This window comes from Streptomyces hebeiensis (assembly GCF_052983195.1).
Genome location: NZ_CM129812.1, coordinates 3,201,075 through 3,223,919 on the forward strand (window position 1 = coordinate 3,201,075; position 22,845 = coordinate 3,223,919).

Annotated in this window: 17 protein-coding genes; 10 read left to right on the forward strand and 7 right to left on the reverse strand. The window is 71.0% G+C overall.

All coding sequences use genetic code 11. The features are described from left to right. Nucleotides 1–25 precede the first annotated feature (25 nt). The 4 genes from ACU6P3_RS13985 to ACU6P3_RS14000 form a co-directional block, all read right to left on the reverse strand. Nucleotides 26–2,011, reverse strand: a complete 1,986-nt coding sequence (locus ACU6P3_RS13985; RefSeq protein WP_447197385.1) for a hypothetical protein — start codon at nt 2,009–2,011, stop codon at nt 26–28. After that, nucleotides 2,008–3,171 (reverse strand): 5'-methylthioadenosine/S-adenosylhomocysteine nucleosidase family protein, encoded by a 1,164-nt coding sequence (locus ACU6P3_RS13990; protein WP_447197386.1) that lies wholly within the window; start codon nt 3,169–3,171, stop codon nt 2,008–2,010. Before ACU6P3_RS13990 ends, ACU6P3_RS13985 begins: the two co-directional genes overlap by 4 nt. After that, the gene (locus ACU6P3_RS13995) at nt 3,172–3,915 is read right to left on the reverse strand and encodes an NUDIX hydrolase (protein WP_447197387.1); all 744 of its coding nucleotides are present in this window, start codon (nt 3,913–3,915) and stop codon (nt 3,172–3,174) included. Nucleotides 3,916–4,362: 447 nt separating this feature from the next. After that, nucleotides 4,363–5,385, reverse strand: a complete 1,023-nt coding sequence (locus tag ACU6P3_RS14000; RefSeq protein ID WP_447197388.1) for a LacI family DNA-binding transcriptional regulator — start codon at nt 5,383–5,385, stop codon at nt 4,363–4,365. A gap of 230 nt (nt 5,386–5,615) precedes the next feature. Here ACU6P3_RS14000 and ACU6P3_RS14005 point away from each other — a divergent pair, with 230 nt between their 5' ends. From ACU6P3_RS14005 to ACU6P3_RS14040, 8 genes are all read left to right on the forward strand, one after another. Beyond that, nucleotides 5,616–5,918 (forward strand): hypothetical protein, encoded by a 303-nt coding sequence (locus ACU6P3_RS14005; protein WP_447197389.1) that lies wholly within the window; start codon nt 5,616–5,618, stop codon nt 5,916–5,918. Nucleotides 5,919–6,041: 123 nt separating this feature from the next. Continuing rightward, the gene (locus tag ACU6P3_RS14010; protein ID WP_447197390.1) at nt 6,042–6,704 is read left to right on the forward strand and encodes a pectate lyase family protein; all 663 of its coding nucleotides are present in this window, start codon (nt 6,042–6,044) and stop codon (nt 6,702–6,704) included. A 108-nt stretch (nt 6,705–6,812) separates the two neighbouring features. Next, the gene (locus ACU6P3_RS14015; RefSeq protein WP_447197391.1) at nt 6,813–8,618 is read left to right on the forward strand and encodes a glycoside hydrolase family 43 protein; all 1,806 of its coding nucleotides are present in this window, start codon (nt 6,813–6,815) and stop codon (nt 8,616–8,618) included. Nucleotides 8,619–8,841: 223 nt separating this feature from the next. Further along, on the forward strand, nt 8,842–10,614 hold the full coding sequence (locus tag ACU6P3_RS14020) for a sensor histidine kinase (protein ID WP_447197392.1): 1,773 nt from the start codon (nt 8,842–8,844) through the stop codon (nt 10,612–10,614). Further along, complete coding sequence (locus ACU6P3_RS14025; RefSeq protein WP_447197393.1) at nt 10,605–11,249, forward strand: response regulator transcription factor; 645 nt, start codon at nt 10,605–10,607, stop codon at nt 11,247–11,249. The genes ACU6P3_RS14020 and ACU6P3_RS14025 overlap by 10 nt, the downstream gene beginning before the upstream one ends. A 163-nt stretch (nt 11,250–11,412) precedes the next feature. Further along, a complete protein-coding gene (locus tag ACU6P3_RS14030) occupies nt 11,413–11,865 on the forward strand; it encodes a hypothetical protein (protein WP_447197394.1) in 453 nt (150 codons plus the stop codon). A 263-nt stretch (nt 11,866–12,128) separates the two neighbouring features. Then, the gene (locus tag ACU6P3_RS14035) at nt 12,129–13,322 is read left to right on the forward strand and encodes an amidohydrolase family protein (protein ID WP_447197395.1); all 1,194 of its coding nucleotides are present in this window, start codon (nt 12,129–12,131) and stop codon (nt 13,320–13,322) included. A 98-nt stretch (nt 13,323–13,420) separates the two neighbouring features. Continuing rightward, the gene (locus ACU6P3_RS14040; RefSeq protein ID WP_447197396.1) at nt 13,421–14,785 is read left to right on the forward strand and encodes a type I glutamate--ammonia ligase; all 1,365 of its coding nucleotides are present in this window, start codon (nt 13,421–13,423) and stop codon (nt 14,783–14,785) included. Nucleotides 14,786–15,071: 286 nt separating this feature from the next. Here the strand turns inward: ACU6P3_RS14040 and ACU6P3_RS14045 are convergent, their stop codons facing one another. Then, entirely contained in the window at nt 15,072–15,194 is a 123-nt protein-coding gene (locus tag ACU6P3_RS14045; protein WP_344269448.1) for a hypothetical protein, read from the reverse strand. Here ACU6P3_RS14045 and ACU6P3_RS14050 point away from each other — a divergent pair. Both ACU6P3_RS14050 and ACU6P3_RS14055 read left to right on the forward strand, forming a co-directional pair. Then, entirely contained in the window at nt 15,193–15,612 is a 420-nt protein-coding gene (locus tag ACU6P3_RS14050; RefSeq protein ID WP_447197397.1) for a hypothetical protein, read from the forward strand. The two genes, ACU6P3_RS14045 and ACU6P3_RS14050, sit on opposite strands and share 2 nt — an antisense overlap. Nucleotides 15,613–15,881: 269 nt before the next feature. Beyond that, nucleotides 15,882–16,193 carry a hypothetical protein gene (locus ACU6P3_RS14055; protein ID WP_447197398.1) on the forward strand — a complete coding sequence of 104 codons (312 nt, stop codon included), beginning with the start codon at nt 15,882–15,884 and terminating at the stop codon, nt 16,191–16,193. A gap of 149 nt (nt 16,194–16,342) precedes the next feature. Here ACU6P3_RS14055 and ACU6P3_RS14060 read toward each other — a convergent pair whose 3' ends face one another. Then, nucleotides 16,343–18,601, reverse strand: a complete 2,259-nt coding sequence (locus ACU6P3_RS14060; protein ID WP_447197887.1) for a M4 family metallopeptidase — start codon at nt 18,599–18,601, stop codon at nt 16,343–16,345. Between the two features lie 513 nt (nt 18,602–19,114). After that, nucleotides 19,115–22,837 carry a cobaltochelatase subunit CobN gene (cobN, locus tag ACU6P3_RS14065; RefSeq protein WP_447197399.1) on the reverse strand — a complete coding sequence of 1,241 codons (3,723 nt, stop codon included), beginning with the start codon at nt 22,835–22,837 and terminating at the stop codon, nt 19,115–19,117. Nucleotides 22,838–22,845 lie beyond the last annotated feature (8 nt).

Genomic DNA, 22,845 nt, shown 5'->3' on the forward strand with positions numbered 1-22,845 from the left:
TGCCCGCCCTGAAGGCCCGGAAGGCTCAGTCGTCAGCGCTGAAAGGCGGCAGGTTGTTGGGGTTGTTTCGTTCGATCCAACCCTTTCCGTCCGCCGCGATTCCTTCCAGGAGGCGGAAAGTGTGGATGAAACCAGCCGCATTGAGGTTGATTTCGGCGATTTCCTGGGCGTTTTCGTCCGGCCCCAGTTGATGAGTGTCAGCGTCTTTGACACGAATATTCCTGGCCGGCCCGTTGGTGAGAACGAGCTCCAGGTCGTAGCCGACATGAGAGCGTTCCGTAACCTGCACGGAGGACAAGGCGTCGAACCGATAGTTGCTTCGCTGCTCGTTCCCACGTTTTGCGTCGGTGAAATCGAATTCCGTGCTGATTTCACGAACGCCATCCTGTGTGACCAGGAAAAGGCGGAAGCTGTAGCGCGAGTAACGCCAGGGGCCGCCCTTCACACGCCCCCGCTTGTAGGGGCGTGCGGGTGTCATCAGGATGGTGTGGGTGATCAGGTCGCGCCAGGTGAGCTGGTAGTGGCGGAGTGCTTCGTCGACGAACAGCGTCTTGTCGCAGGTGAGCCAGGTCTCCATTTCCAGCTCACTGGGCCGCGTGGCGTCCAGGAACGACTTCCAGTTCTGGTACGCGACTTGCCGCGCGGTCAGCCGCTCTTGATATTCCTGGGTCTCCTCGACCAGTCGGTGCTTTTCACTACGGGCCTCCAGCCACGAGGACGCAGCCTCGCGCCCGAACCAGACCGCACCGACTACAGCCAGGACGGCCAGCAGCATCTGCGACGCACCAGCACCTGAGGCCACTGTTCCGAGCAGGTTCAGGGTCATGATGCCGAGAGTGATGAGGGCGACTACGCACAGCGCCTTCGCTACCGCCGACGTCTGGTTCTGGTGGCGGTGGTCGAACAGAGTGCCTTTGTTGTGGCGGTCTCGGGCGTCCTCGGCGAGATAGCGGATCAGCCAGTTGACCCGGTCCACGCCGATTCGGCTCTCGCGGTAGAGAAGCGCGATCTCGGTGACGAGACTGTTGCGGATATGGACGGTATAACCGAGCCATTCGTGCGGGGCGAACCCGTAAGGCACGCGAGCACTGAAGTAGTGATCGAACGAATGACGGACGCGGTTGGTGAACCCGTCCCCCATAGAGGCGGGATCGCCCGTGTACGGAGTGTGGGACTCACGGTTCTTCGCCTTCAGTCGATGTACCTGGTACCACCAACCGCGACCGAAATGAGCCGCGGTCAGGCCCGCACCGAGCGACACCAGAATCTCGACGACTGCCGCAGCCGGGCTCGCGACCAGCGCCAAGATCCAGAAAAATGCGGTGACGACGACGAACAAGCCGGCTTGGATCGGGAGGGCTGCCTGGGCGGCGGCAGCGGTGCTCGGACCGGGCGGCAGGGCCCGCGGCCCGATGGGATCGGGTTCGAAATAGGCCCACACCCGTTGGCCCCGGTCGTTGCCGAAGCGGTCTGCCTCCGCCCGCTCGCGGTTCTCGGCCCACAAGCTGTCCTTCAGCCCTCCAGTGAGAACGAGATCGAGGTGGCGGAGAATCGCGTCACGCCGGCGAGGTGTCAGGGCTTTTAACCGCTCCAGTACGCGTCCTGTTTCGCCGTCCGCGGTGCTGAGCATCGCCAGCAGTTCGAAAGCGACGCGCAGAGCGTCTTTCCACTCTCCCTCGGCGTAGGTCCGTACGAGCCGGGAGGCGTGGTGCAGCCGCTGAAGTTCTTCGGTGCTGAGGTCGTGGTAAGCGCGTGCACTCAGCATGGCAAGCACCCAGTGGAAACGGACCTCCGCGTTGTCGTGTCCGTGGGCGATCGCGTCACTGATCATGTCGCGAGCACGGCTGGGGATGCCGTCCTCCAGAAACCGCACACCTACCTTGTACTTTTCCTGCGGCGATGCATCCGGATGGACGAAGTAGACGTTGGAGTTGTGTACGGTCTCGGCCTGGATTCCCACGGTGGAGTCGTATGCGGCCGAATTGTGCGTGCCACTGCTGCCGTCGTTCATGACAAGTCACCCGCGGCAACCACCAGCGGCGCCACCTTGGCCACCAGCTCGGGAGAGTCTGCGATCAGGCCGCGTAACCTCTTGAGCGCCATGGTCGCCCTCTTGGACGATTCGGGAGTGTTCTCCGTTGCCGCCCGGCGGGCGAAACCCAGTTCGGCCAGTGCCTCTCGGCAGGTGTCATCGTCGAGGGCGCTCTCGGCGTGGTGACGCTTCAGGTACTCACGGAAACCGTCCAGTTCCGCAACCAGGTCCGTCGGCCTGGTCACCTTCGGGGCCGCGTTCACGTAGACGCTGCTCTCCTTGACCGAGCCGGCCATGATGCCGACGGTGCTGTTGTGGGCAGCGTTGCTGACGTTCTCTTTGAGTCCGTCGGCCATACGGGCCTTGTCTGCCTGGGACATGTCGATCTGCTCCTGTTCTCCCACCAGTTCCACGGCGAGCCGTGTGGCGAATGCCGCCGCGTTCGCCGCGGCCCGCGGTTGCGAGTTGCGGTCCTTCGCACTGCTCTTCGTACCGTCCGCCCGGTCGCTGATTCCCCGGATGATGGCCACCGGTGCCCCGTTGAGATGACCGGCCTGCGCCACACCGGCGGCCTCCATCTCGATCGCGAGCGCGTCGTTGTAGTGCTGCCGGATCCACCGCGCCTCGGCCGAGATCTTCGAGTTCTGTACGACCTCGCCGGCAGCGATCGCGCCGAAGCGCACCTGCGGTGCGCGCCCATGACCGGGCGTGTCGTCGGCCCAGTCGTTCAAGCGAGCCAGATGCGAACCGAGCTGGCTGATGCCGTGCGCCGCCTCCCACACCCGGGGACGGGCCTTGAGTCCGTCGTCCTCGCTGGTCCCACCGTGGTAGGCGTACACATGTGTCGCCATCACCACGTCGCCCAGCCTGGCGGTCTCCCACAGAGCACCGGCAACGCCGACGAACAACACGGCCACCGGCGAAAACTCCTGGATCGCGCGCTCGGCGATCACCGCGGCAGAGTGATTCCCCTTGTTCGTCAGACCGAGCGCGACACGACATGAAGTGCCCTGTACGGCCCCCACCTCGAACCGCGTCCCACGCTCATGCAGGTGCACCTGCGGGCCGGCCAGTTTCCGGCGCACGGCCTGGTACTCGAGATTGAGGGCGGTGAGAATCACCACCAGGTCTTTCGACATCTACTCCACTTCCTTTCTCGTGACCTCGCCCGTCGTGGACGGCACAGGTCTGATCAGCGGTGGGGACAGCACCGCATTCGGCCCTGCCTTGTACAATCGCGCGGGCCGTCCCCCCGTGGCCTTGCGTCCCGAGCCGGCGGGAATGATGAATCCCTTTATGGCCTGGACTTTCCGGTAGAAGTTACGGGTGTCGAGTTCGGCACCCCAAACTGCCTCGTACACCTGCTGCAGCTCGGCTATGGTGAAGAGTTCACCGCAGAATGCCGTGGCCAGCGCCGAGAATTCGAGCTTGGTACGTGCGCGTTCAATTCCGTCCGTCACGATCCGGAGGTGATCGAAGGCCAGTTCCACCTCACCGGACAGGACGGCTTCCGAGGGAACCCACGCGGCATCCATGGCATCCGTACCCGCGATCGGCTCGGGGAGTCCCGGCGCGATCGCCAAGTGGGCCACAGAAACGACTCGTCCCCGTGGATCACGGCCTGCGTCCCCGTAGGTGGCCAACTGTTCAAGATGCACCCACCCGGCAGTCAGAGCGGTTTCCTCACTCAATTCACGATGGGCGGCGTCCAGAATCTCCTCACCGGCGTGATTGAGGAATCCGCCAGGCAGAGCCAGCATGCCCTGAAAAGGATCTTCGCCCCGCTCCACGAGCAGGACACACAGTCGCCCCTCACGCAGCGTCAGGATCACGAGATCGACCGTCAGTAGTACCGGCGTGGGTGACCACGCGTCAGCTTGCATGTCACTGACGGTACTTCCGTTTCTGTCATTTTGACAAGAAGACTGCGGCGGAGACCGCCAACGCTGTTTGGCGATGCACTGCGGGCAGCCAACTCGTCGTCCGCTCCGCAACCAGGCGCGCGTCGGCCGTGGCTACTCGAAGCAACTCGGGACCAGCTACTCGCGCACCAGGAAGGCGTGGAGGACTGCCGGTCGGGCGGACGGGGGCGTCTCCACGTCGGTGAGGCAGAAGAAGTCGATGCCCCACCCGCCGCCAGGCGGGACAGGCGGGTCACCTTTCCCTACGAAGCCCAGGTCGGCGCCGCACCACTGCCACTCGCTGCACGAGTGGCAGGACTTCTCCAAGAGGGCGCACGAGAACGGGCACCAGCCGTACTGCCTGCTGTGACCCTGAGCAGAGTCGCGAGTTGCCGTTCCCTCAAGCGGATTTCCTCGATCCGATATGACTCAGCGCGGCGGCGCCGTGCTGTCTCTGACCACGAGTTCGGTCGCGAGTTCCACGCGGTGCTGGGGCAGCGGGGTGCCCTGGGAGAGGGTGACGATCATGGTGGCGGCGGTGGCGGCCATCTCGGTGAGCGGCTGGCGGACCGTGGTCAGTGGCGGAACGGTCCAGCGGGCCGGCGGAAGGTCGTCGAAGCCGACGATGCTGAGGTCCGCCGGGATGCGCAGGCCGGCTTCGGCGGCGGCCAGGTACGCGCCCTGAGCCTGGGCGTCATTGCAGGCGAACACGGCGGTGGGCGGGTCCGGCAGACGGAGCAGGGCGCGGGTGTGCGACAGGCCGTCCTCGTGCAGAAAGTCGCCCACGCGGACGAGCGCGGGGTCCACGGGTACGCCCGCCGTCTCCAGCGCGGTGCGGTAGCCGTCGAGCCGGGCGCGGGCCGCCAGGGAGTGTGCCGGGCCGGTGACGACCGCGATGCGGCGGTGCCCGAGTTCCAGGAGGTGGCGGGTGGCCGCCAGTCCGCCGTTCCAGTTGGTCGCTCCGACCGACGGGGCGGCGTGGGCCGGTTCGCCGCCAGGGTCGACGAGGACGAACGGGACCCCCAGGCTGCGCAGTTGGGCGCTCTGGGCGTCGGTGAGGCCGGCGTACACCGAGATGACGCCGGTCGGGCGGCGTGCCAGCACGTCCTCGACCCAGCCCCGCCCCGGCGTGTGACGGCCGTGCAACTCGGAGAGTACGACGGCGAGACGGTTCTCTCGCGCCACCTGTTGCACACCATTGATGATCTCGACGGCATAGGCGTCCCGTACCTGACGGAAGACCAGTTCCAGCAGGGGTGCGCGCCCGGTGACCCGCTGCTTCTGCCACCGGTACCCGTGCCGGCGGATGACGTCCTCGATGCGGGCGCGGGTCTCGGCTCCGACGTCCGCGCGCCCGTTGACCACCTTGGAGACGGTCGACAGCGAGACCCCGGCATGCCGGGCGATCTCCGCGCTGGTCAACGGCCCCCTTCCTGAATCCGCTGAGGGCATGGGGCGATTCTAGCCAGCGGCTTCGAAATTTTCGCAGGCACGGCTTCGCCGGGATTCGCTTGGATTCACTCGCCTCCGAGCTCTTGACGGCCATGACAGCGAGTCCTACGTTCTCGGCAAGCGCTTACTAGCGGACCGGAAATAACGAAAATTTCGAGAAGTCCTGGGCTCCCCCGGTCCAGGATGCCGGTCCGGTACCCCGCCCCCCACACCATGTCTGGAGACGATCCATGACCGAGAGAAGCGCAACGCGACACCGGTCACCCCGCTCGTTACTCGTGGCGCTCGTGGTGGCCCTCTGCGGCCTGCTGGCGGGCGCCCCCGCGTACGGCGTGCCCGCGCCCCTGGCGGCGGCGCCGGCCCTCAAGGCGGCCCCGGCCCTGAACCCGGGCCCGGCCGCGGAGAACGCCGTCGGGACGGCCGCGGTTTGGGCGGACGGGCCCGAGGGGTTCGCGGCCACCGATGGCGGTACGACGGGCGGCGCCGCCGGGCCCACCGTCACGGTCAGCACGTTCGCCGACCTCGACCGCTAGGCCACCGCCACCACCCCGTACGTCATCAAGGTCGCCGCCGCCATCGGCGTCAGCCCCTTCGGCCACGAGATCCGCGTCACCTCGAACAAGACGATCATCGGCGTCGGCACCAAGGGCCAGATCGTGGGCGGCGGGTTCTTCCTCGGCACCGGCGTCCGCAACGTCATCATCCGCAACCTCACGATCCGTGACACCCGGATGCCCGACGACGACCCGGACGACAAGGCCTACGACTACGACGGCATCCAGATGGACACCGCGGACCACATCTGGATCGACCACAACCGCATCGAGCGGATGAACGACGGCCTGATCGACAGCCGTAAGGACACCACCAACCTCACCGTGTCCTGGAACATCCTCAACGAGGGCAACAAGTCCTTCGGCATCGGCTGGACCGACAACGTCACCGCCCGGATCACCATCCACCACAACTGGATCCGCGGCACCAACTCCCGCAACCCCAGCATCGACAACGTCGCCTACGCCCACCTCTACAACAACTACATGCAGAACGTGACCGGTTACGGCAACTACTCGCGGGGTTCGTCCAGGACCGTCATCGAAAACGGGTACTTCGAGAAGGTCAAGGACCCCTACTACCGGGACTCCACCGCCTCGCTGACGCAGACCGGCAGCATCCTGAACGGGTGCACGGGCCTCCAACAGACCGGCGGTACGACGTTCAACCCCCGGGACCACTACTCCTACACGCTGGACGCCGCCGCGCAGGTCCCGTCCCTGGTCGGCAAGGGCGCCGGGCCCCAGGCCGCCATCGGCGCCTGACGATAGGACACCAGGCTGTAGGGCCGGGCGCACCGTGGCGAGCCTGCCGTGGTGCGCCCGGCACACCAGTGCGCCCGCACCCCCGATCCGAGACGCGGAGGAGATCAGATGGACGAGCACAGTCGCAGGCAGGTGCTGCGGGCCGGCCTCGGTGCGGCGGCGGCCGGGTCGGCGGTGCTCGGCGGCGTCGGTGGTGCCGCCCACGCCTCGGCGCCACCGGGGTCCGGCGGGCCGGCGGGGGAAGCGGGGCCGGCGGGGGAAGCGGGGCCGGCGGGCGGGGACATCGCGGGCGAAGCCGCGGGAAGCGAGGCGGTCTCGGCTCGGCAGCGGCTCCCGTGGGTGGCGGACCTCGGGGACGGCCGCTACCGGAACCCGGTGCTCAACGCCGACTGGTCCGATCCCGACGCTGTCCGGGTGGGCGCGTACTTCTACCTGGTCGCCTCCTCGTTCAACCGCGTACCCGGGCTGCCGGTCCTGCGCTCGGCCGACCTGGTCAACTGGAGCGTCATCGGGCACGCCCTGACCGAGCTGGAGCCCGAGGACCACTTCAGCACCCCGCGGCACGGCGGCGGGGTGTGGGCCCCGGCCCTGCGCCACCACGACGGCACGTTCTGGATCTTCTATCCGGACCCGGACTTCGGGATCTTCGTGGTGACCGCCACCGACCCGAGTGGACCGTGGAGCAGACCCCACCCGGTCAAGCTGGGCAAGGGTCTGATCGACCCGTGCCCGCTGTGGGACGACGACGGGCGGGCCTACCTGGTCCACGCCTGGGCCAAGAGCCGGAGCGGCATCAACAACCGGCTGACCCTGCACCGTATGAGCCCGGACGGCACGCGGCTGCTCGACGAGGGCCGGATCGTGGTCGACGGCGACGAGCTGCCCGGCTACACCACGCTCGAAGGCCCGAAACTGTACAAGCGGGACGGCTGGTACTGGATCTTCGCTCCGGCCGGTGGAGTCACCCACGGCTGGCAGTCGGCGTTCCGTTCCCGCTCGGTCTGGGGCCCGTACGAGGACCGTGTCGTGCTCGCCCAGGGCGACAGCCCCGTCAACGGGCCGCACCAGGGGGCCTGGGTGAGTACGGCGGGCGGAGAGGACTGGTTCCTGCACTTCCAGGACCGCGCGGCCTACGGGCGGGTGGTGCACCTCCAGCCGATGCGCTGGCGTACGGACGGCTGGCCGGTGATGGGCGCCGACAACGACGACGGCCGGGGCACCCCGGTGCCGGTGCACGCCAAGCCGCGCGTCGACGCCCGGGTGAGGGTGACCGCGCCGGCCACGAGCGACGAGTTCACCGGCCCGGAACTCGGGAAGCAGTGGATCTGGCAGGCGAACGCCGACCCGTCCTGGTGGTCCCTGCGCCGGTTCCCGGGCCGGCTGGCGCTGGCCTGCCGGCCGAGCCCCGTCGCCCATGACCTCCGGCTGCTGCCCAATGTGCTGGGCCAGCGGTTTCCCGCGGAGACCTTCACCGCGACGACCTCGGTGACGCTGTCCACCACGACCGCCGGGGCCCGTGCCGGGCTGGTCGTCCTGGGCGGGACGTACGCCTGGGCGGGCCTCCGCCACGACGGCGACCGGATCGTTCTGACGTACCGCACCGCGGCGGTCGACGCCGCCGAGACGGAGGCCGCCCGCCCAGTGCCGTTGGGGAGGGGGAAGGCGGCGGTACGGCTGCGGGTGAGCGTGGGCCCCGGGGCGGTGTGCCGGTTCGCGGCGGACGTGGACGGCCGGGGATTCGCTCCGCTCGGTGCGCCGTTCACCGCGACGGCGGGGAAGTGGATCGGCGCGACCGTGGGCCTCTTCGCCACCGGGCCGGAGGCCGACAACGCAACCGTCGGCACAACAGGGAACGCGGCCGTCAGCAGAGGCGAGGCGGAGTTCGACTGGTTCCGCGTGCGCCCCGGCGGGTGAACCCGGGTCGTTGCCTCGGCCCACGGGTTCCGGGCGATGGGCCCCGGCGAGCGCCGCCGATGAGCCCCGGCCGGTGAACCCGCGCCATTACCGGGACTTCACGGTTGTACGGGACGGGTGCCGCGGTAAGAGTCCTATCGTGGTGCCTGTGGAGGGGACTCGACGGGAAGTCCGGCCATGGCGCCGGGGCCGGGTTTTCGGCCGGTCCGGAGTGAAGTCCCGGTTGCTGTTATGGGGAACCGCCTCGGTCGCGGCCGGAACCTGTGGGGCGTGGGCCTATACCCGCGCCGGCGCGGCGGGGACCGATGTCCTGCGTGATCTGGCCGTGGGCTGGTCCTTCGCGGGCGCGGGCCTGATCGCCCGGTGGCGGCGGCCCGCCAACCGCACCGGACCTCTGATGCTGGCCGAGGGGCTGACCTGGTTCCTCGGCAATCTGCAGGGCACCGGCGTGCCGGTGCTGTTCGCCCTCGGCGCGTGGTGCGAGGCGCTGAACCTGGCGGTGCTCGCGCACCTCGTGCTGGCCTTCCCCGACGGACGGCTCGCATCGACCGCGCACCGTGTCGTCGTGGCGGCGGGCTACGGCCTGGTCGCCGGTGGAGGACTGCTGCGCACGCTCGTGTACGACCCTGGGGCGGACGGCTCGGCCAGTTATCTGGACTGCCGCGACTGCGGGCCCAACGCGCTGCTGCTCCGCTCCGATCCGGAGCTGTTCACAGCGGTCGACCTCGTGTACCGGTGGCTCGGTGCGCTGCTCACCGTCGTGTGCGTCATGGCGTTGGTACGCCGCTGGCGGGCGAGCCGCCGCGCCCGTCGACGCGTGCTGCTGCCGGCGTGGGTGGCGACCGCCATCGCGGTGGCGTTCGTCGGCTGGGAAGTGGTGTACCTGCTGGCGCCGGACGCGCTGGCCGCGGCCGACTCGATGCTGACCCTGCCGTCGGACCTGAGCCAGATCGCCGTTCCCGTCACCTTTCTGATCAGTCTGCTGCGGATGCGGCTGGTGGGCGCGTCCGTCGGCAATCTCGCGCTGGAGGCGGGCGTGGATCCGACGCCGCGCCGCCTGCAGGACGTACTCACGAACGTCCTCGGGGATCCGTCGCTGCGGCTCGGCGTACGGTCCTCCGTCGAAGCCGGTGCCTGGGTCGACCCGGACGGCCGCCCCTTCCGCCTTCCCCCGCCCGGAGGAGACCTCGGCGTCCTGCGCGTGGGGAGCGATGAGGGTCCGGCCGCGGTGCTGGTGCACGATGCCGCGCTCGACGACCAACCCGAGTTGCTCGCTGCGGTGGGCGCCGCGCTCGGTCTCTGCCTTCGGAACGCCTGGTTGCGGTCGGAGGCCGAGACGAACCTGAGGGAGGCCGCGGCCTCCAGGTCCCGTCTGGCGGAGGCCACGGCGTTCCGGTCCCGCCTGCTGCAGGCCGCGTACGAGGAGCGGCGGCGGCTGGAGCGGGATCTGCACGACGGCGCGCAGACCCGGTTGGTCTTCGCCCTGATGACACTGCGACGGGTCAAGGTCCAGCTCGGGACCGGTGGGGAGGAACGGCTCCGCCACACGGTCGCGGAGGCCGACCGGGCCCTCCGGCAGGCGCTGGACGAGCTTCGGGACCTCGCCCGCGGCATCCACCCAGCCGTCCTGACCCGGGAGGGGCTCGGTCCGGCCATCAGCGCCCTGGCGGATCAGGCCGAGCTGCCCGTGCTGTGCGTGGTGGATCCCGGCCGGTACCCGCCGCTGATCGAGTCGACCGCGTACTTCACGGTGTGCGAGGCCTTGTCCAACGCGGCGAAGCACGCGGGGGCCCGGTCCGTGGGCGTGTCGGTTCGCCGCGTCGACGAGCGGCTCGTCGTCGACGTCACCGACGACGGAAGCGGCGGAGCCGACCCGATCGGCGGGAGCGGCCTGCGCGGACTCTCCGACCGGGTGGCCTCGGCGGGCGGCACGCTGCTCGTGTCCAGCCCGCCGGGGGGCGGCACACGCGTAAGGGCCGAGCTGCCGTGCGTGTGATCGTGGCCGAGGACTCCGTGCTGCTGCGGGAGGGGCTGGTGCGGCTGCTGGAGGATTCGGGCGTCACGGTGATCGGTCAGGCCGGCGACGCGGAAGGGCTCCTCGCCCTCGTCGGCGACCTCCGTCCCGATGTGGCCGTGGTGGACATCCGTATGCCTCCCACGCATTCCGACGAGGGGGTCCGCGCCGCCCGTCGGATACGGGAGCGCTTTCCGGCCGTCGGGGTGCTGCTGCTGTCCCAGTACGTCGAGACCGGCCGTGCGGTCGAGGCGATGTCGCGACAGCCCGGCGGGTTCGGCTACCTGCTCAAGGAGCGGATCGCGGACGTCGACGAACTCACCGACGCCATCAAGCGGGTGGACGCGGGCGAACCGGTGATGGATCCCGAGGTGGTGGCGCGGCTGCTGGGACGCCGACGCGTCGCCTCCGCCCTGGACACGCTCACCCGGCGGGAACGGGACGTCCTGGCCCTGATGGCGGAAGGCCGTTCCAACGAGGCGATCGGCCAGCGCCTCTACGTCAGCGGCAAGACCGTCGAGACACACGTACGGAACGTGTTCACCAAGCTGGGCCTGGAGCCGGCCGTGGCGGACCACCGGCGGGTGCTCGCCGTGCTGGCCTACCTCCAGTCGTGAGGACCTCACGTCATGAGAACGGTCGTGCGGTCATGAGGAAAGTGGTCCCCCTCGTAAGGAAGTTCAGGGTCTGCCCTGATTTCCGCGAGAGGCCGCACGACTAACGTCGAAGTCGCGAATCAAACTCCGCATCAGGAACTTCTGCGACTCATCGGAGGAAACCATGAACATTCGCACCAGGACGGCTCTTGCCGTCGGCAGCGTGGCCCTGGGATCCGCGGGCATACTGAGCGCCGGCCCCGCCACCGCCGCTCCCGCGTCCGCCACCGCCGTCCCCGCCCAGGCAGCAGCCGACCGCGGCGAGGTGCGGGCCGGATCGGGCAACGCCAGTCGGACGCTGTGGACCAGCAACCGAGCCGGTTCGATCAGCATCAAGTGGACCTGGCATTCGAGCGCGGACGGCAAGACCTACTACGGCAGCTACAGCGGAAAGTTCTACGACCACAAGCTCGACAAGAAGTACGTCCTGCTCCAGGCCAAGTGGCAGGGCAAGGGCTGGACGACGATCCGCACCGCCGCGAACGGCGAGAACTTCAAGGGCGACTACAGCAAGCTCAAGGGCCTGAACTTCCGGGCCTGCCTCCAAGGCGGCAACTGCGGCGCGGCCGCGTGGTGAGCGACGCCCCGCCCTCGCGGCCCGACCGGCAACACCCCGCCACCCGGGTTCACACCGGACCGGAACGCGTCGAGTCGATCCGGGAGTGAGGACGGCGACCGCTTGACCGGCCGGCAACGGAGCGCACGGGGCCCGGCCCCGCCGGGGCCGGGTGCCGCATACCGACGGCACCCGGCCCGAACCCCGCCGGGATGACCTGGACCCCGAGCGCCGTGGAGACGTCCTGACGGCGCCCGCACCGAATCTGTTGTTACATGACGGTCATGACAGACATCACGGACACGGTTTCCGGCGGGCCACACCCGGCCGGCGCCCCTCCCGTGCTCGCGGCCGAGATCGCGGCCCTGAACCTCGTGGACCACCACGCGCACAGCGTCTTCCGTGACGACGTCGACCACACGGGCCTGGAGGCGGCGCTGAGCGAGGCGCCCACCGCGCCCGAGCCGCCCTGGACGCGGTTCGACTCGCAGCTGGGGTTCGCCGTACGGCGGCACTGCGCGCCCCTGCTGGACCTGCCACCCTTCGCGGCGCCCGAGGCGTACAGCGCCCGCCGCGCGGAGCTGGGGGTCGTCGAGGTCACGGCCCGGCTCACCCGTACCGCCGGTATCGGCGACCACCTCCTCGACGGCGGTCACGCGGCCCAACGGCTGCTGAGCGACGAGGAGTTCGCGCGCGTCAGCGGGGCGCGCGTGCACCGCGTCGTCCGGCTGGAGTCCGTGGCGGAGCGGGTCATGCGCGACGCGGCGTCCCCGGAGGGCTTCCTCGACTCACTGGCCGCCGCGCTCGAGGCCCGCCGCGCCACCTGCGTCGGCTACAAGTCCATCGCCGCCTACCGCTGCGGCCTGCTCCTCGACCCGGCCGAGCCCGACGACGAGAAGGTCGCGGGCGCGGCCCGGGCGTGGTTCGCGGAGGTCCGCACCACCGGCGAGTGCCGGCTCCGGGACCCGGTGCTCATCCGCCACCTCATCTGGTGGGCCCTGGAACGCCGGGCGCCCCTCCAACTGCACACCGGCTTCGGCGACCCCGACCTGCGCCTGCTCGACGCCAACCCCCTGCACCTGCAACCGCTGATCGACCGCTCCCGGCCCACCGGCGGCCGTGTCCTCCTGCTCCACTGCTACCCGTACGAACGGGAAGCCGGATATCTGGCGCACGCCTATCCGCACGTCTACCTGGACGTCGGCCTCGCCGCTCACCACCTCGGCGCGAACGCCGACAGCGCGGTGCGCCACAGCCTCGAACTCGCCCCCTTCCACAAGGTGCTGTTCTCCACCGACGCCTGGGGTCTGCCCGAACTGACGTATCTCGGCGCCCTGATGTGGCGGCGCGCGCTCGGCCGTGTACTGGGGCGCCACATCACGGACGGCGAGTGGCGGGCGGAGGACGCCGTCCGGGTCGCCCGCATGATCGGACGGGACAACGCCCTGCGGGTGTACGGACTCGACCGGAACGCGTGACCCGGCCGCCGGGAGATTCCTCACCCGCCGCCGAGGGAGCCTCACCCGGCCCCCGGCGGGATGCCTCGTCCACCAACCCACTCACCCGGAAGGGCGCCGTGACCGTACAGCCCCCAGCCCCAGCTTCCGACCACGCCCCAGCACCAGCGGCCCCCGCCTCCGCCGGCCTGATCATCGGCTCCACGGTCGACATGGCCGGGGTCAGCCGCGCCAAGGCCGTACCCGCCCACCGCCTCGCCGACTACGTCCGTACGGGCATGGGCGCGTCCCCGAGCTGGAACGTCTTCTGCGCCGACGACCGGATCGCCTTCACCCCTCGCTTCTCCGTCACCGGCGACCTGCGGCTGCGCATCGCCGAGGCGGACCTGCGGAACCTCGGCGACGACGTCTCCTGGGCGCCCGCGACCCTGTACGAACAGGACGGCACGGCGGCCGCGGTGTGCCCCCGTTCCGCGCTGCGCCGTGTCGAGGACCGGCTCACCGGGTGCGGGCTCTCCGCGCTCGTCGGCCACGAGCTGGAGTTCACGCTGTTCGGCGCGACGGCCCCCGCCCCCGCCCTCGCCACCGGCCGCTGGTCGGCGTACGGCCTGGGCAGCGCGCTCACCGCCAAGGAGTTCCTCGAGAACCTGCTGGCCGCGAGCGCGCGGGCAGGTCTGTCCGTGGAACAGGTGCACGCCGAGTACGCGCCCGGCCAGTACGAGATGTCGCTGACCCCTGCCTCGCCCGTCGCGGCGGCCGACCACCTGGTCCTGGGCCGCGTCCTCGTCGGTGAGACCGCCCGCAGGCACGGGCTGGCCGTGTCGTTCTCCCCCGTCCCCGTCCACGGCACCACGGGCAACGGCGCGCACCAGCACCTGTCCCTCGCCCGCGACGGCCACCCCCTGCTGTCGGGCGGCCCGCACGCCCACGGCCTGACCGACGAGGGGGCGTCCGCCGTCGGGGGCATCGTCGCCCACCTGCCCGAGCTCATGGGCGTACTGGCCGGTTCCGTACTGTCGCACCTGCGCCTGCAGCCGGGCATGTGGTCGGGCGCGTACGCCTGTTGGGGCCTGGAGAACCGCGAGGCGGCCGTCCGCCTCTGCGCCGCCACCCACGGCAATCCACGGGGCGCGCACCTCGAGGTCAAGGCCGTGGATCCGTCCGCCAACCCGTACCTGAGCAGCGCGGTCCTCCTGGGCGCGGCCCTGCGCGGCATCCAGGACGGCACTCCGCCGCCGCCCGAGGTACGGGTCGATCCCGCCACCCTGTCGGACGCGGAACGCGCCCGCGCCGGCGCGTCCCTCCTCCCCGGCCGTCTCCCCGGCGTTCTCGGCCTGCTGCGGGCCTCGGACCTGGCACACGAGGTACTGGGCGAGGCGATCCTGGAGGCGCTGCTCGCGGTGCGGACGAGGGAGTACGAAACCTTCGGCACCCAGGACCCGGCCGCCACCGCCGAACGCCTCCGCTTCGTCTGGAGCGCCTGAACCATCCGGAGCGCCCGACCGACTCCGGTGAACGGCTCGTGCCCGGGGCGGCTGCCCCAAGGCTCCGTGCACGTACCGGTAGTTGACGCCTTTTGTGTCGGACGGCGCGTTCATCGCCACGCCCCGCGCGACTGTCACCGCGGGGCGCCCACGCGAAGGGCGTAACGGCCAGAACCGGCCGGTAACGGATGGGCGCGGTCCTACGATGAGGGCCTCGCACGTTCCTCCCCCTTCGCCCGGGAGCCGCCATGCCGTCACCGTCGCCGGACGCCGGTCACCAGCCCGACTACCCGCCGAAGACCCCTCCGCCGCCGAAGAGTCCGGCGCAGCCGCCGCGTCCGAGTCCGGACACGAAGCCGCGTTCCGCGACGGGCACGGTCGCCAGGGCGAGCCGGCGGGCGGTGACCATGGCGAACCGCCGGGGGGCCAACTGGACGCTGGAGGCCCAGCCGTGGTCGGTCGGCCGCGCCCGGACGCAGGTGCTGGACCGGCTGCGCGACTGGGGCTGTACGGGGCCGGGGCCGGGACCGGGGCGTACGGGGTCCGAGCGCCTGGTCGGCGAGGCGGTGACGCTGCTGGTGGAGACCGCCCTGTCCGACGGCGGCCGACGGCTGAGCGTCCATCTGGCGGACCAGGACGGGCAGGCGCTGGTCGTGGTCCTCAGCCACCGCGCGGACCTGGCCCTGCCGGGCACGGACGTGCTGCCGCGGCTGGCCGCGCTGGGCGCGACCAGTTGCGGTACGGACATGGCGGAGGACGGGCGCCGGCTGTGGGCGGTGCTGGACCTGCGGGCGGCGGGCCGGGGCGTACGCGGACCGGCTCGGTAGCCTCCGGCACCGTTCCGGCGGCGCGTTCCGGGGGCGCCCCGGGGGCGCGTTCCGATGGCGTGGCGCAGCCGAAGCTCGTCTCTCCGACCAGGCCCATCTCGCCCTACGTGAGCGAGTATTGACGTTTCGTGTTCAACCCGGAGTCGATGCCGCTAGGGTCGGAAAGGGGTGGCCGGTACAACGGGCTTGCCGGAGACCGGAGTCAGTCCGTGGCCAAAGGTGAGAGACCCGGAGCGCTCGGCCCCGTTCGCGGGCCGCGAGGAGGACCCGTGACCACCCAGCCCGAGCGTGGTTGGAGCCTGCAGCGCACGGAGCACGCCGCGCGCGTCCTGGAGGCCATGCGGGCCGGCGGGTACGGGGAGACGTACCGGGCGGTCGTGCTCTTCGTCCGCGCGCTCGCCATCGAGGCCGGGAACGCCGTCGCCGCGGGCAAGGGACTGCCCGGCCTGCCCGTCGGCGACGGCGGCAGGTACGTCATCGATGTGCCGCGCCTGCCCGTGCTCGTCAGTTATCGCTGGTTTCCCGGGACGCGTGAGTTCCGCGTGCTCGATCTGGTGTGGATCGACGTCGGATGCGACTGATCCGGCACGGCTGACCCGACGTGACCCGGCACGCTCCGGAGCCGGGCGTCACCCCCGGAACCGGGCGTCACCCCCGCAACCGGGCGCCGCGCCTCGCAACCGGGCGTCACGCCCCGGAACCGGGCGCCGCGCCCCGGAACCGGGCGCCGTCAGAACGTCAGCTTCCAGCTGTCGATGTAGCCCGTGTCCCTCGCGTAGACATCGGTGACGCGCAGCTTCCACGTCCCGTCGGCCGGGAGGGCCGAGGCGTCCACCGTGTAGGTCTCGTGCACGTCGTCCGCGCTGCTCGAGTCCGGGGCCTTCAGGCGGCGGACCACCGTGCCGTCCGGACCCACCAGGTCGATCGCCAGGTCACCGCGCCAGGTGTGCACGATGTCGACGGTCACCTGGAGGTCGCTCGGGGCGTTGCCGTCGCGGCCCGTGACGATCAGGGGCGACTCGGCGCCGGCCGGGTCGGCGTCGGGGATCGGCACGTTGCCCGGGTTGACGAAGAAGTCGCCGCCCGAGGGGATGACCGTCCAGCTGAACGTCCTGGACAGGGAGGTGTCCGCCGTCCTCGCCGTGATCGTCGGCGTGTGGGCGCCGGCCTCCTCCGGGATGCCGGTGATCAGGCCGGTGGCGGCGTCGAGCGTCAGGCCGGCGGGCAGGTCCGTGGCCTCGTAGGTCAGGCCGGAGGCGCGGCTCGTCGTCGCGGTGACCCGGAAGGACGCCGGCTGGCCGACGGCCGCTTCCTGGGCGGCCGGGGTGGCGAACGCGATGTGGTCGACGAAGCGCTCACCGACGTTGACGGCGGCCCAGGTGTTGCCGACCGTCTCGTACACCTCGCTCGACCGGCCGAACAGGTCGGCGGCGGCCTGGAGCGTGGCGGTGCGGGCGTCCGCGTAGTCGGTGCCGGATGTCATGTAAAGGGTCAGCGCCCGGTACCAGACGTTGATCGCGTTGTGCAGGCCGATCCCCGGGACCGGCAGATCGTCGTAGGTGGGGCTGTCGTACGCCACGCCCTCCACCGACTTGGTTCCACTGCCCTCGGCGAGCAGGTAGAAGAAGTGGTTGGCCACGCCCGAGGAGTAGTGCGGGTCGAGGCTCGCCGTGCCGGGGGTCCAGTAGTCCTGGGAGACGCCGTCCTTCGACGGCTGGTCCATGTAGCGCAGCGGGGTGCCGTCGCCGTTGATGTCGATGAGCTCGCCGACGGTGTAGTCCGGTACGTCGGCGGGGTTGTCGGCGAAGAACTCGACGGCGGCGGCCATGATGTCGCTGGTGCCCTCGTTGAGGCCGCCGGACTCGCCGCTGTAGATCAGGTCCGCCGTCACGGAGGTGACGCCGTGGCTCATCTCGTGGGCGGCGACGTCGAGTTCGGTGAGCGGGTTGGCGTCTCCCGCGCCGTCTCCGTACGTCATGCAGAAGCAGGCGTCGCTCCAGAAGGCGTTGACGTACTGGGTGCCGTAGTGGACCCGGGAGTACGCGCCGATGCCGTCGCCGGCTATGCCGTCGCGGCCGAAGCGGTCGTGGTAGAAGTCGTACGTCTTGCGCGCGCCGTACGCGGCGTCGACGGCGGCCGTCTGCCGGTCGGCGACCGTGCCGTCGCCCCAGACGTCGTCGGCGTCGGTGACGAGGGCGCCGGTGCCGGACGAGTTGGTGTTGTCCAGGTCGTACGTGCTGTGGTTGCCGCCCTGGGGGTCGGTCAGTTCGAAGACGTCGCCGTTACGGACGCTGCCGACCTGGACCTTCCCGTTGAACTGGCCGTGGCCGACGCCCGTGTGCACGCGGTCGAACTCCGCGAGCTTCTTGCCGCTCCTGGCGTCGGTGACGACGTGGAGTTCGCTGGGGGTGCCGTCCTCGCGTACGCCGTTGACCACGGACTCCCAGGCGAGCGTGGCGGCGCCGTCCTCGGCCCACACGACCCGACGGGGGGCGCCGTCCGCGGCCGTCTCCGTCGTGCCGTCGGCCTTCGCGGTGGCGAGCGCGGTCTTCCGCGCGGCGGCGGCCGGGACGGTGGCGGTGGTCGTGGGGACGGCGACCGAGGCGTCCGTGGTCCGGGAGACGGTGGGCGTACGGTCGCCGGGCCGGGCGTGGACGACGAGGTCGCCGCCGAGGACGGGCAGGCCCGCGTAGGTCCGCTCGTAGCGGGTGTGGACGGTGCCGTCGGCGTCCTTGACGACGTCCTTGGGCAGCAGTTTCTCCTTGTCGCCGAGGCCCAGGGCGCGGGCGGTGGCGGGGCCGGTCTCGGCCGCGGCCCGGAGGGACTTCGCGCGCTGGGCGGGGCTGAGCCCCACGGATCTCGCGCCGGGTCTGGGCTCGGCGGCGACGAGGCGCTGCCGGGCGGCCTCGGTGGCCGCGCTCGGGGAGCCGTCACCGGTGGGGGCGGGGGCGGCCGAGGCCGGGAGGGCGGAGACGAAGAGCGCGGCCACGGTGGCGGCGGCGAGGACCGCGATGCGGCCGGGGCGGAACGGACGCGATGCGTACGGCGAACCGCCGCCGGTACTGGCGCCGTTGGTGGTGCTGCTGGTGGTGGTACGGGAGGTGTTCGTCACTCCTGGTGCTCCTTCTGCCGGGCGCGCGGTGACGGCCGGCCGACTGGAAAAGGGACCGGAGGCGGAGGTGCCGTCCGGCGAGGAGAGGTGCGATGACGCCCGTGCGGTACGGAGATCGTTTCAATGGCGGACACGTTCTGTCAGGAGCGCACGACAACGTTGTCCAAAAGAGGGCCCCGCCCGTTCGATGTCGCTCACACCCGGACGCGGTCGATCACGTGCGCCTTTACGGAGTGGCAACACGGCGGTCATCAACCGCTTTGGCCACTTTCGTCGCACGGGCGCGCGGGCGTACGTACCGGCCCACCCCCTTCGAGCCGGTACGCGCCAGTTCAGACCGGTACGGGCCGGTACGGGCCGGTACTCGCCGCCGGAGAACCCGGCTCGGCGTCAGGCGTCGCCTTCCGGGCCCTCGTCTTCCGGGTCCTCGCCCTCCAGCTCGCCCTCCGTCTCCAGGTACGCCTCCCGCAGGGCGGCCAGCACCTCCGGGTCCGGCTTCTCCCACATGCCGCGCGACTCCGCCTCCAGCAGGCGTTCCGCGATGCCGTGCAGGGCCCAGGGGTTGGCCTCCTGGAGGAAGGCGCGGTTCTCCGGGTCCAGGACGTAGGTCTCGGTCAGCTTGTCGTACATCCAGTCGGCGACCACGCCCGTCGTCGCGTCGTACCCGAAGAGGTAGTCGACGGTCGCGGCCAGTTCGAAGGCGCCCTTGTAGCCGTGGCGGCGCATCGCCTCGATCCAGCGCGGGTTGACCACGCGGGCGCGGAAGACGCGCGAGGTCTCCTCCACGAGCGTACGGGTGCGGACGGTCTCCGGGCGGGTGGAGTCGCCGATGTACGCCTCGGGAGCCGTGCCCTTGAGGGCGCGCACGGTGGCGACCATGCCGCCGTGGTACTGGAAGTAGTCGTCCGAGTCCGCGATGTCGTGCTCGCGCGTGTCCGTGTTCTTGGCGGCCACCGCGATGCGCTTGTACGCGGTCTCCATCTCCTCCCGGGCCGGGCGCCCGTCCAGCTCGCGCCCGTACGCGTAGCCGCCCCACACCGTGTACACCTCGGCGAGGTCCGCGTCCGTGCGCCAGTCGCGGCTGTCGATGAGCTGGAGGAGGCCGGCTCCGTACGTGCCGGGGCGGGAGCCGAAGATACGGGTCGTGGCGCGGCGTTCGTCGCCGTGCTCGGCGAGGTCGGCCTGCGCGTGGGCGCGTACGTGGTTGGCGTCGGCCGGTTCGTCCAGCGAGGCGGCGAGCCGTACGGCGTCGTCCAGCAGGCCGATCGCGTGCGGGAACGCGTCCCGGAAGAAGCCGCTGATACGCAGGGTCACATCGATGCGGGGGCGGCCCAGTTCGGCGAGGGGTACGGGTTCGAGTCCCGTCACGCGCCGCGAGGCGTCGTCCCAGACGGGGCGGATGCCGAGCAGCGCCAGCGCCTCCGCGATGTCGTCGCCCGAGGTGCGCATCGCGCTCGTACCCCACAGGGAGAGCCCGACGGAGGTGGGCCAGTCGCCGTTGTCGTCGCGGTAGCGGGTGAGGAGGGAGTCCGCGAGGGCCTGACCGGTCTCCCAGGCCAGCCGGCTGGGTACGGCCTTGGGGTCGACGGAGTAGAAGTTGCGGCCGGTCGGCAGGACGTTGACCAGGCCGCGCAGCGGGGACCCGGAGGGGCCCGCCGGCACGAAGCCCCCGTCCAGCGCGGAGATCACGTGCTCGATCTCGTCGGTGGTGCCGGCCAGCCGGGGGACGACCTCGGTCGCGGCGAAGGCGAGGATGTCCGCGACCGGCTTCGGGTGGCCGTCGGCCACCCGCTCCACGGCCGCCGGGTCCCAGCCGGCGTCCTCCATCGCCTGGACCAGGTCCCGGGCGCGCGCCTCCGTCTCGTCGGCGGCGGTACGGCTCGCGGCCGACTCGTCCAGGCCCAGCGCCTCGCGCAGCCCCGGCAGGGCCGTCGTACCGCCCCAGATCTGCCGGGCCCGCAGGATCGCCAGCACCAGGTTGACCCGCTCCGGCCCGGTCGGCGCGCCGCCCAGGACGTGCAGCCCGTCCCGGATCTGCGCGTCCTTGACCTCGCACAGCCAGCCGTCGACGTGCAGGAGGAAGTCGTCGAACCCGGCGTCGTCCGGCCGGTCCTCCAGGCCCAGGTCGTGATCGAGTTTGGCCGCCTGGATCAGCGTCCAGATCTGCGCCCGGATGGCGGGCAGCTTGGCCGGGTCCATGGCGGAGATCGCCGCGTACTCGTCCAGGAGCTGTTCCAGTCGCGCGATGTCGCCGTAGGACTCGGCGCGCGCCATGGGCGGTACGAGGTGGTCCACCAGCGTGGCGTGTACGCGCCGCTTGGCCTGCGTGCCCTCGCCCGGGTCGTTGACGAGGAACGGGTAGATCAGCGGTAGGTCGCCGAGCGCCGCGTCGGGCGCGCAGGCGGCGGAGAGCCCCGCGTTCTTGCCGGGCAGCCACTCCAGGTTGCCGTGCTTGCCCAGGTGGATCATGGCGTCGGCGCCGAAGCCGCCGTCCTCGCGGTCCGCCTGGATCCAGCGGTACGCGGCGAGGTAGTGGTGCGACGGCGGCAGGTCCGGGTCGTGGTAGATCGCGATCGGGTTCTCGCCGAAACCGCGCGGCGGCTGGATGAGGATCAGCAGGTTGCCGCGTCGGAGGGCGGCGAGCACGATGTCGCCGTCCGGGTTGTGCGTACGGTCCACGAACATCTCGCCCGGCGGCGGGCCCCAGTGTTCCTCGACGGAGGCACGCAGTTCGGCGGGCAGTTTCCCGTACCAGCGCCGGTAGTCGGCGGCGGGGATGCGGACCGGGTTGCGGGCGAGCTGCTCCTCCGTCAGCCACGCCTGGTCGTGGCCGCCGGCCTCGATGAGCGCGTAGATCAGCTCGTCGCCGTCGCCGGACTCCAGGCCGGGGACCTCCTCGCCCCGGAAGTCGCCGCCGGGGTCCCTGTCGGAGTCACCCGCGAGGCCGTCGCCGTGGTCCTCGTCGGACTCGCCCCCGTAGCCGTCGCCGAAGTCGTAGCCCGCCTCGCGCAACTCGCGCAGCAGGGCGATCGCGCTGGCGGGAGTGTCCAGGCCGACCGCGTTGCCGATGCGGGAGTGCTTGGTGGGGTACGCGGAGAGCACCAGGGCGATGCGCTTGTCCCGGTTCATGAGGTGGCGCAGGCGGGCGTGGCGTACGGCGATTCCGGCCACGCGCGCGGCCCGTTCCGGGTCGGCGACGTAGACCGGCAGGCCCTCCGGGTCCAGCTCCTTGAAGGAGAACGGGACGGTGATCAGGCGGCCGTCGAACTCCGGCACCGCGACCTGCGAGGCCGCGTCCAGCGGGGACAGGCCCTCGTCGTTCTCCTCCCAGGCGGCGCGGCTGCCGGTGAGGCAGAGGGCCTGGAGGATCGGCACGTCCAGCGCGGCGAGCGCGCCCGCGTCCCACGCCTCCTCGTCACCGCCGGCGGACGCCTCGGCGGGCTTGGTGCCGCCGGCGGCGAGGACGGTGGTGACGATGGCGTCCGCCTCGCGCAGCGCGGCGAGCAGTTCGGGCTCGGGGGCGCGCAGGGAGGAGACGTAGATCGGCAGGGGCCGGGCGTCGGCGTCCTCCAGTGCCTCGCACAGGGTGTCGACGAAGGCGGTGTTGCCGCTGAGGTGGTGGGCGCGGTAGTAGAGCACCGCGACGATCGGCCGCACGGCGCCGAGGCGCGTGGCCTTGGCAGGCCGGTGGACCCGGCCCCAGGTCGGCGCGGGGGCGGGCGGCTCGAAGCCGTGCCCGGTCAGCAGGACGGTGTCGGAGAGGAAGCGCGCGAGCTGTTCCAGGTTCGCCGGGCCGCCGTGCGCGAGGTAGGCGTGGGCCTCGGCGGCGATGCCGATGGGGACGGTGGACGCCTCCATCAGCTGGGCGTCCGGGGCCTGTTCCCCGGTGAGGACGACGACCGGCCGTTCTCCGGAGAGGAGTTGGTCGATCCCCTCCTGCCAGGCGCGCAGCCCGCCGAGGAGCCGTACGACGACGAGGTCGACGCCGTCCAGCAGTCCGGGCAGGTCGTCGAGCGGAAGCCGGGCGGGGTTGGCGTAGCGGTACGGGACCGGGCCGCCCGCCGCGCGTGCGCTGAGCAGATCGGTGTCGGAGGTCGACAGGAGCAGGATCATGCGGCGGC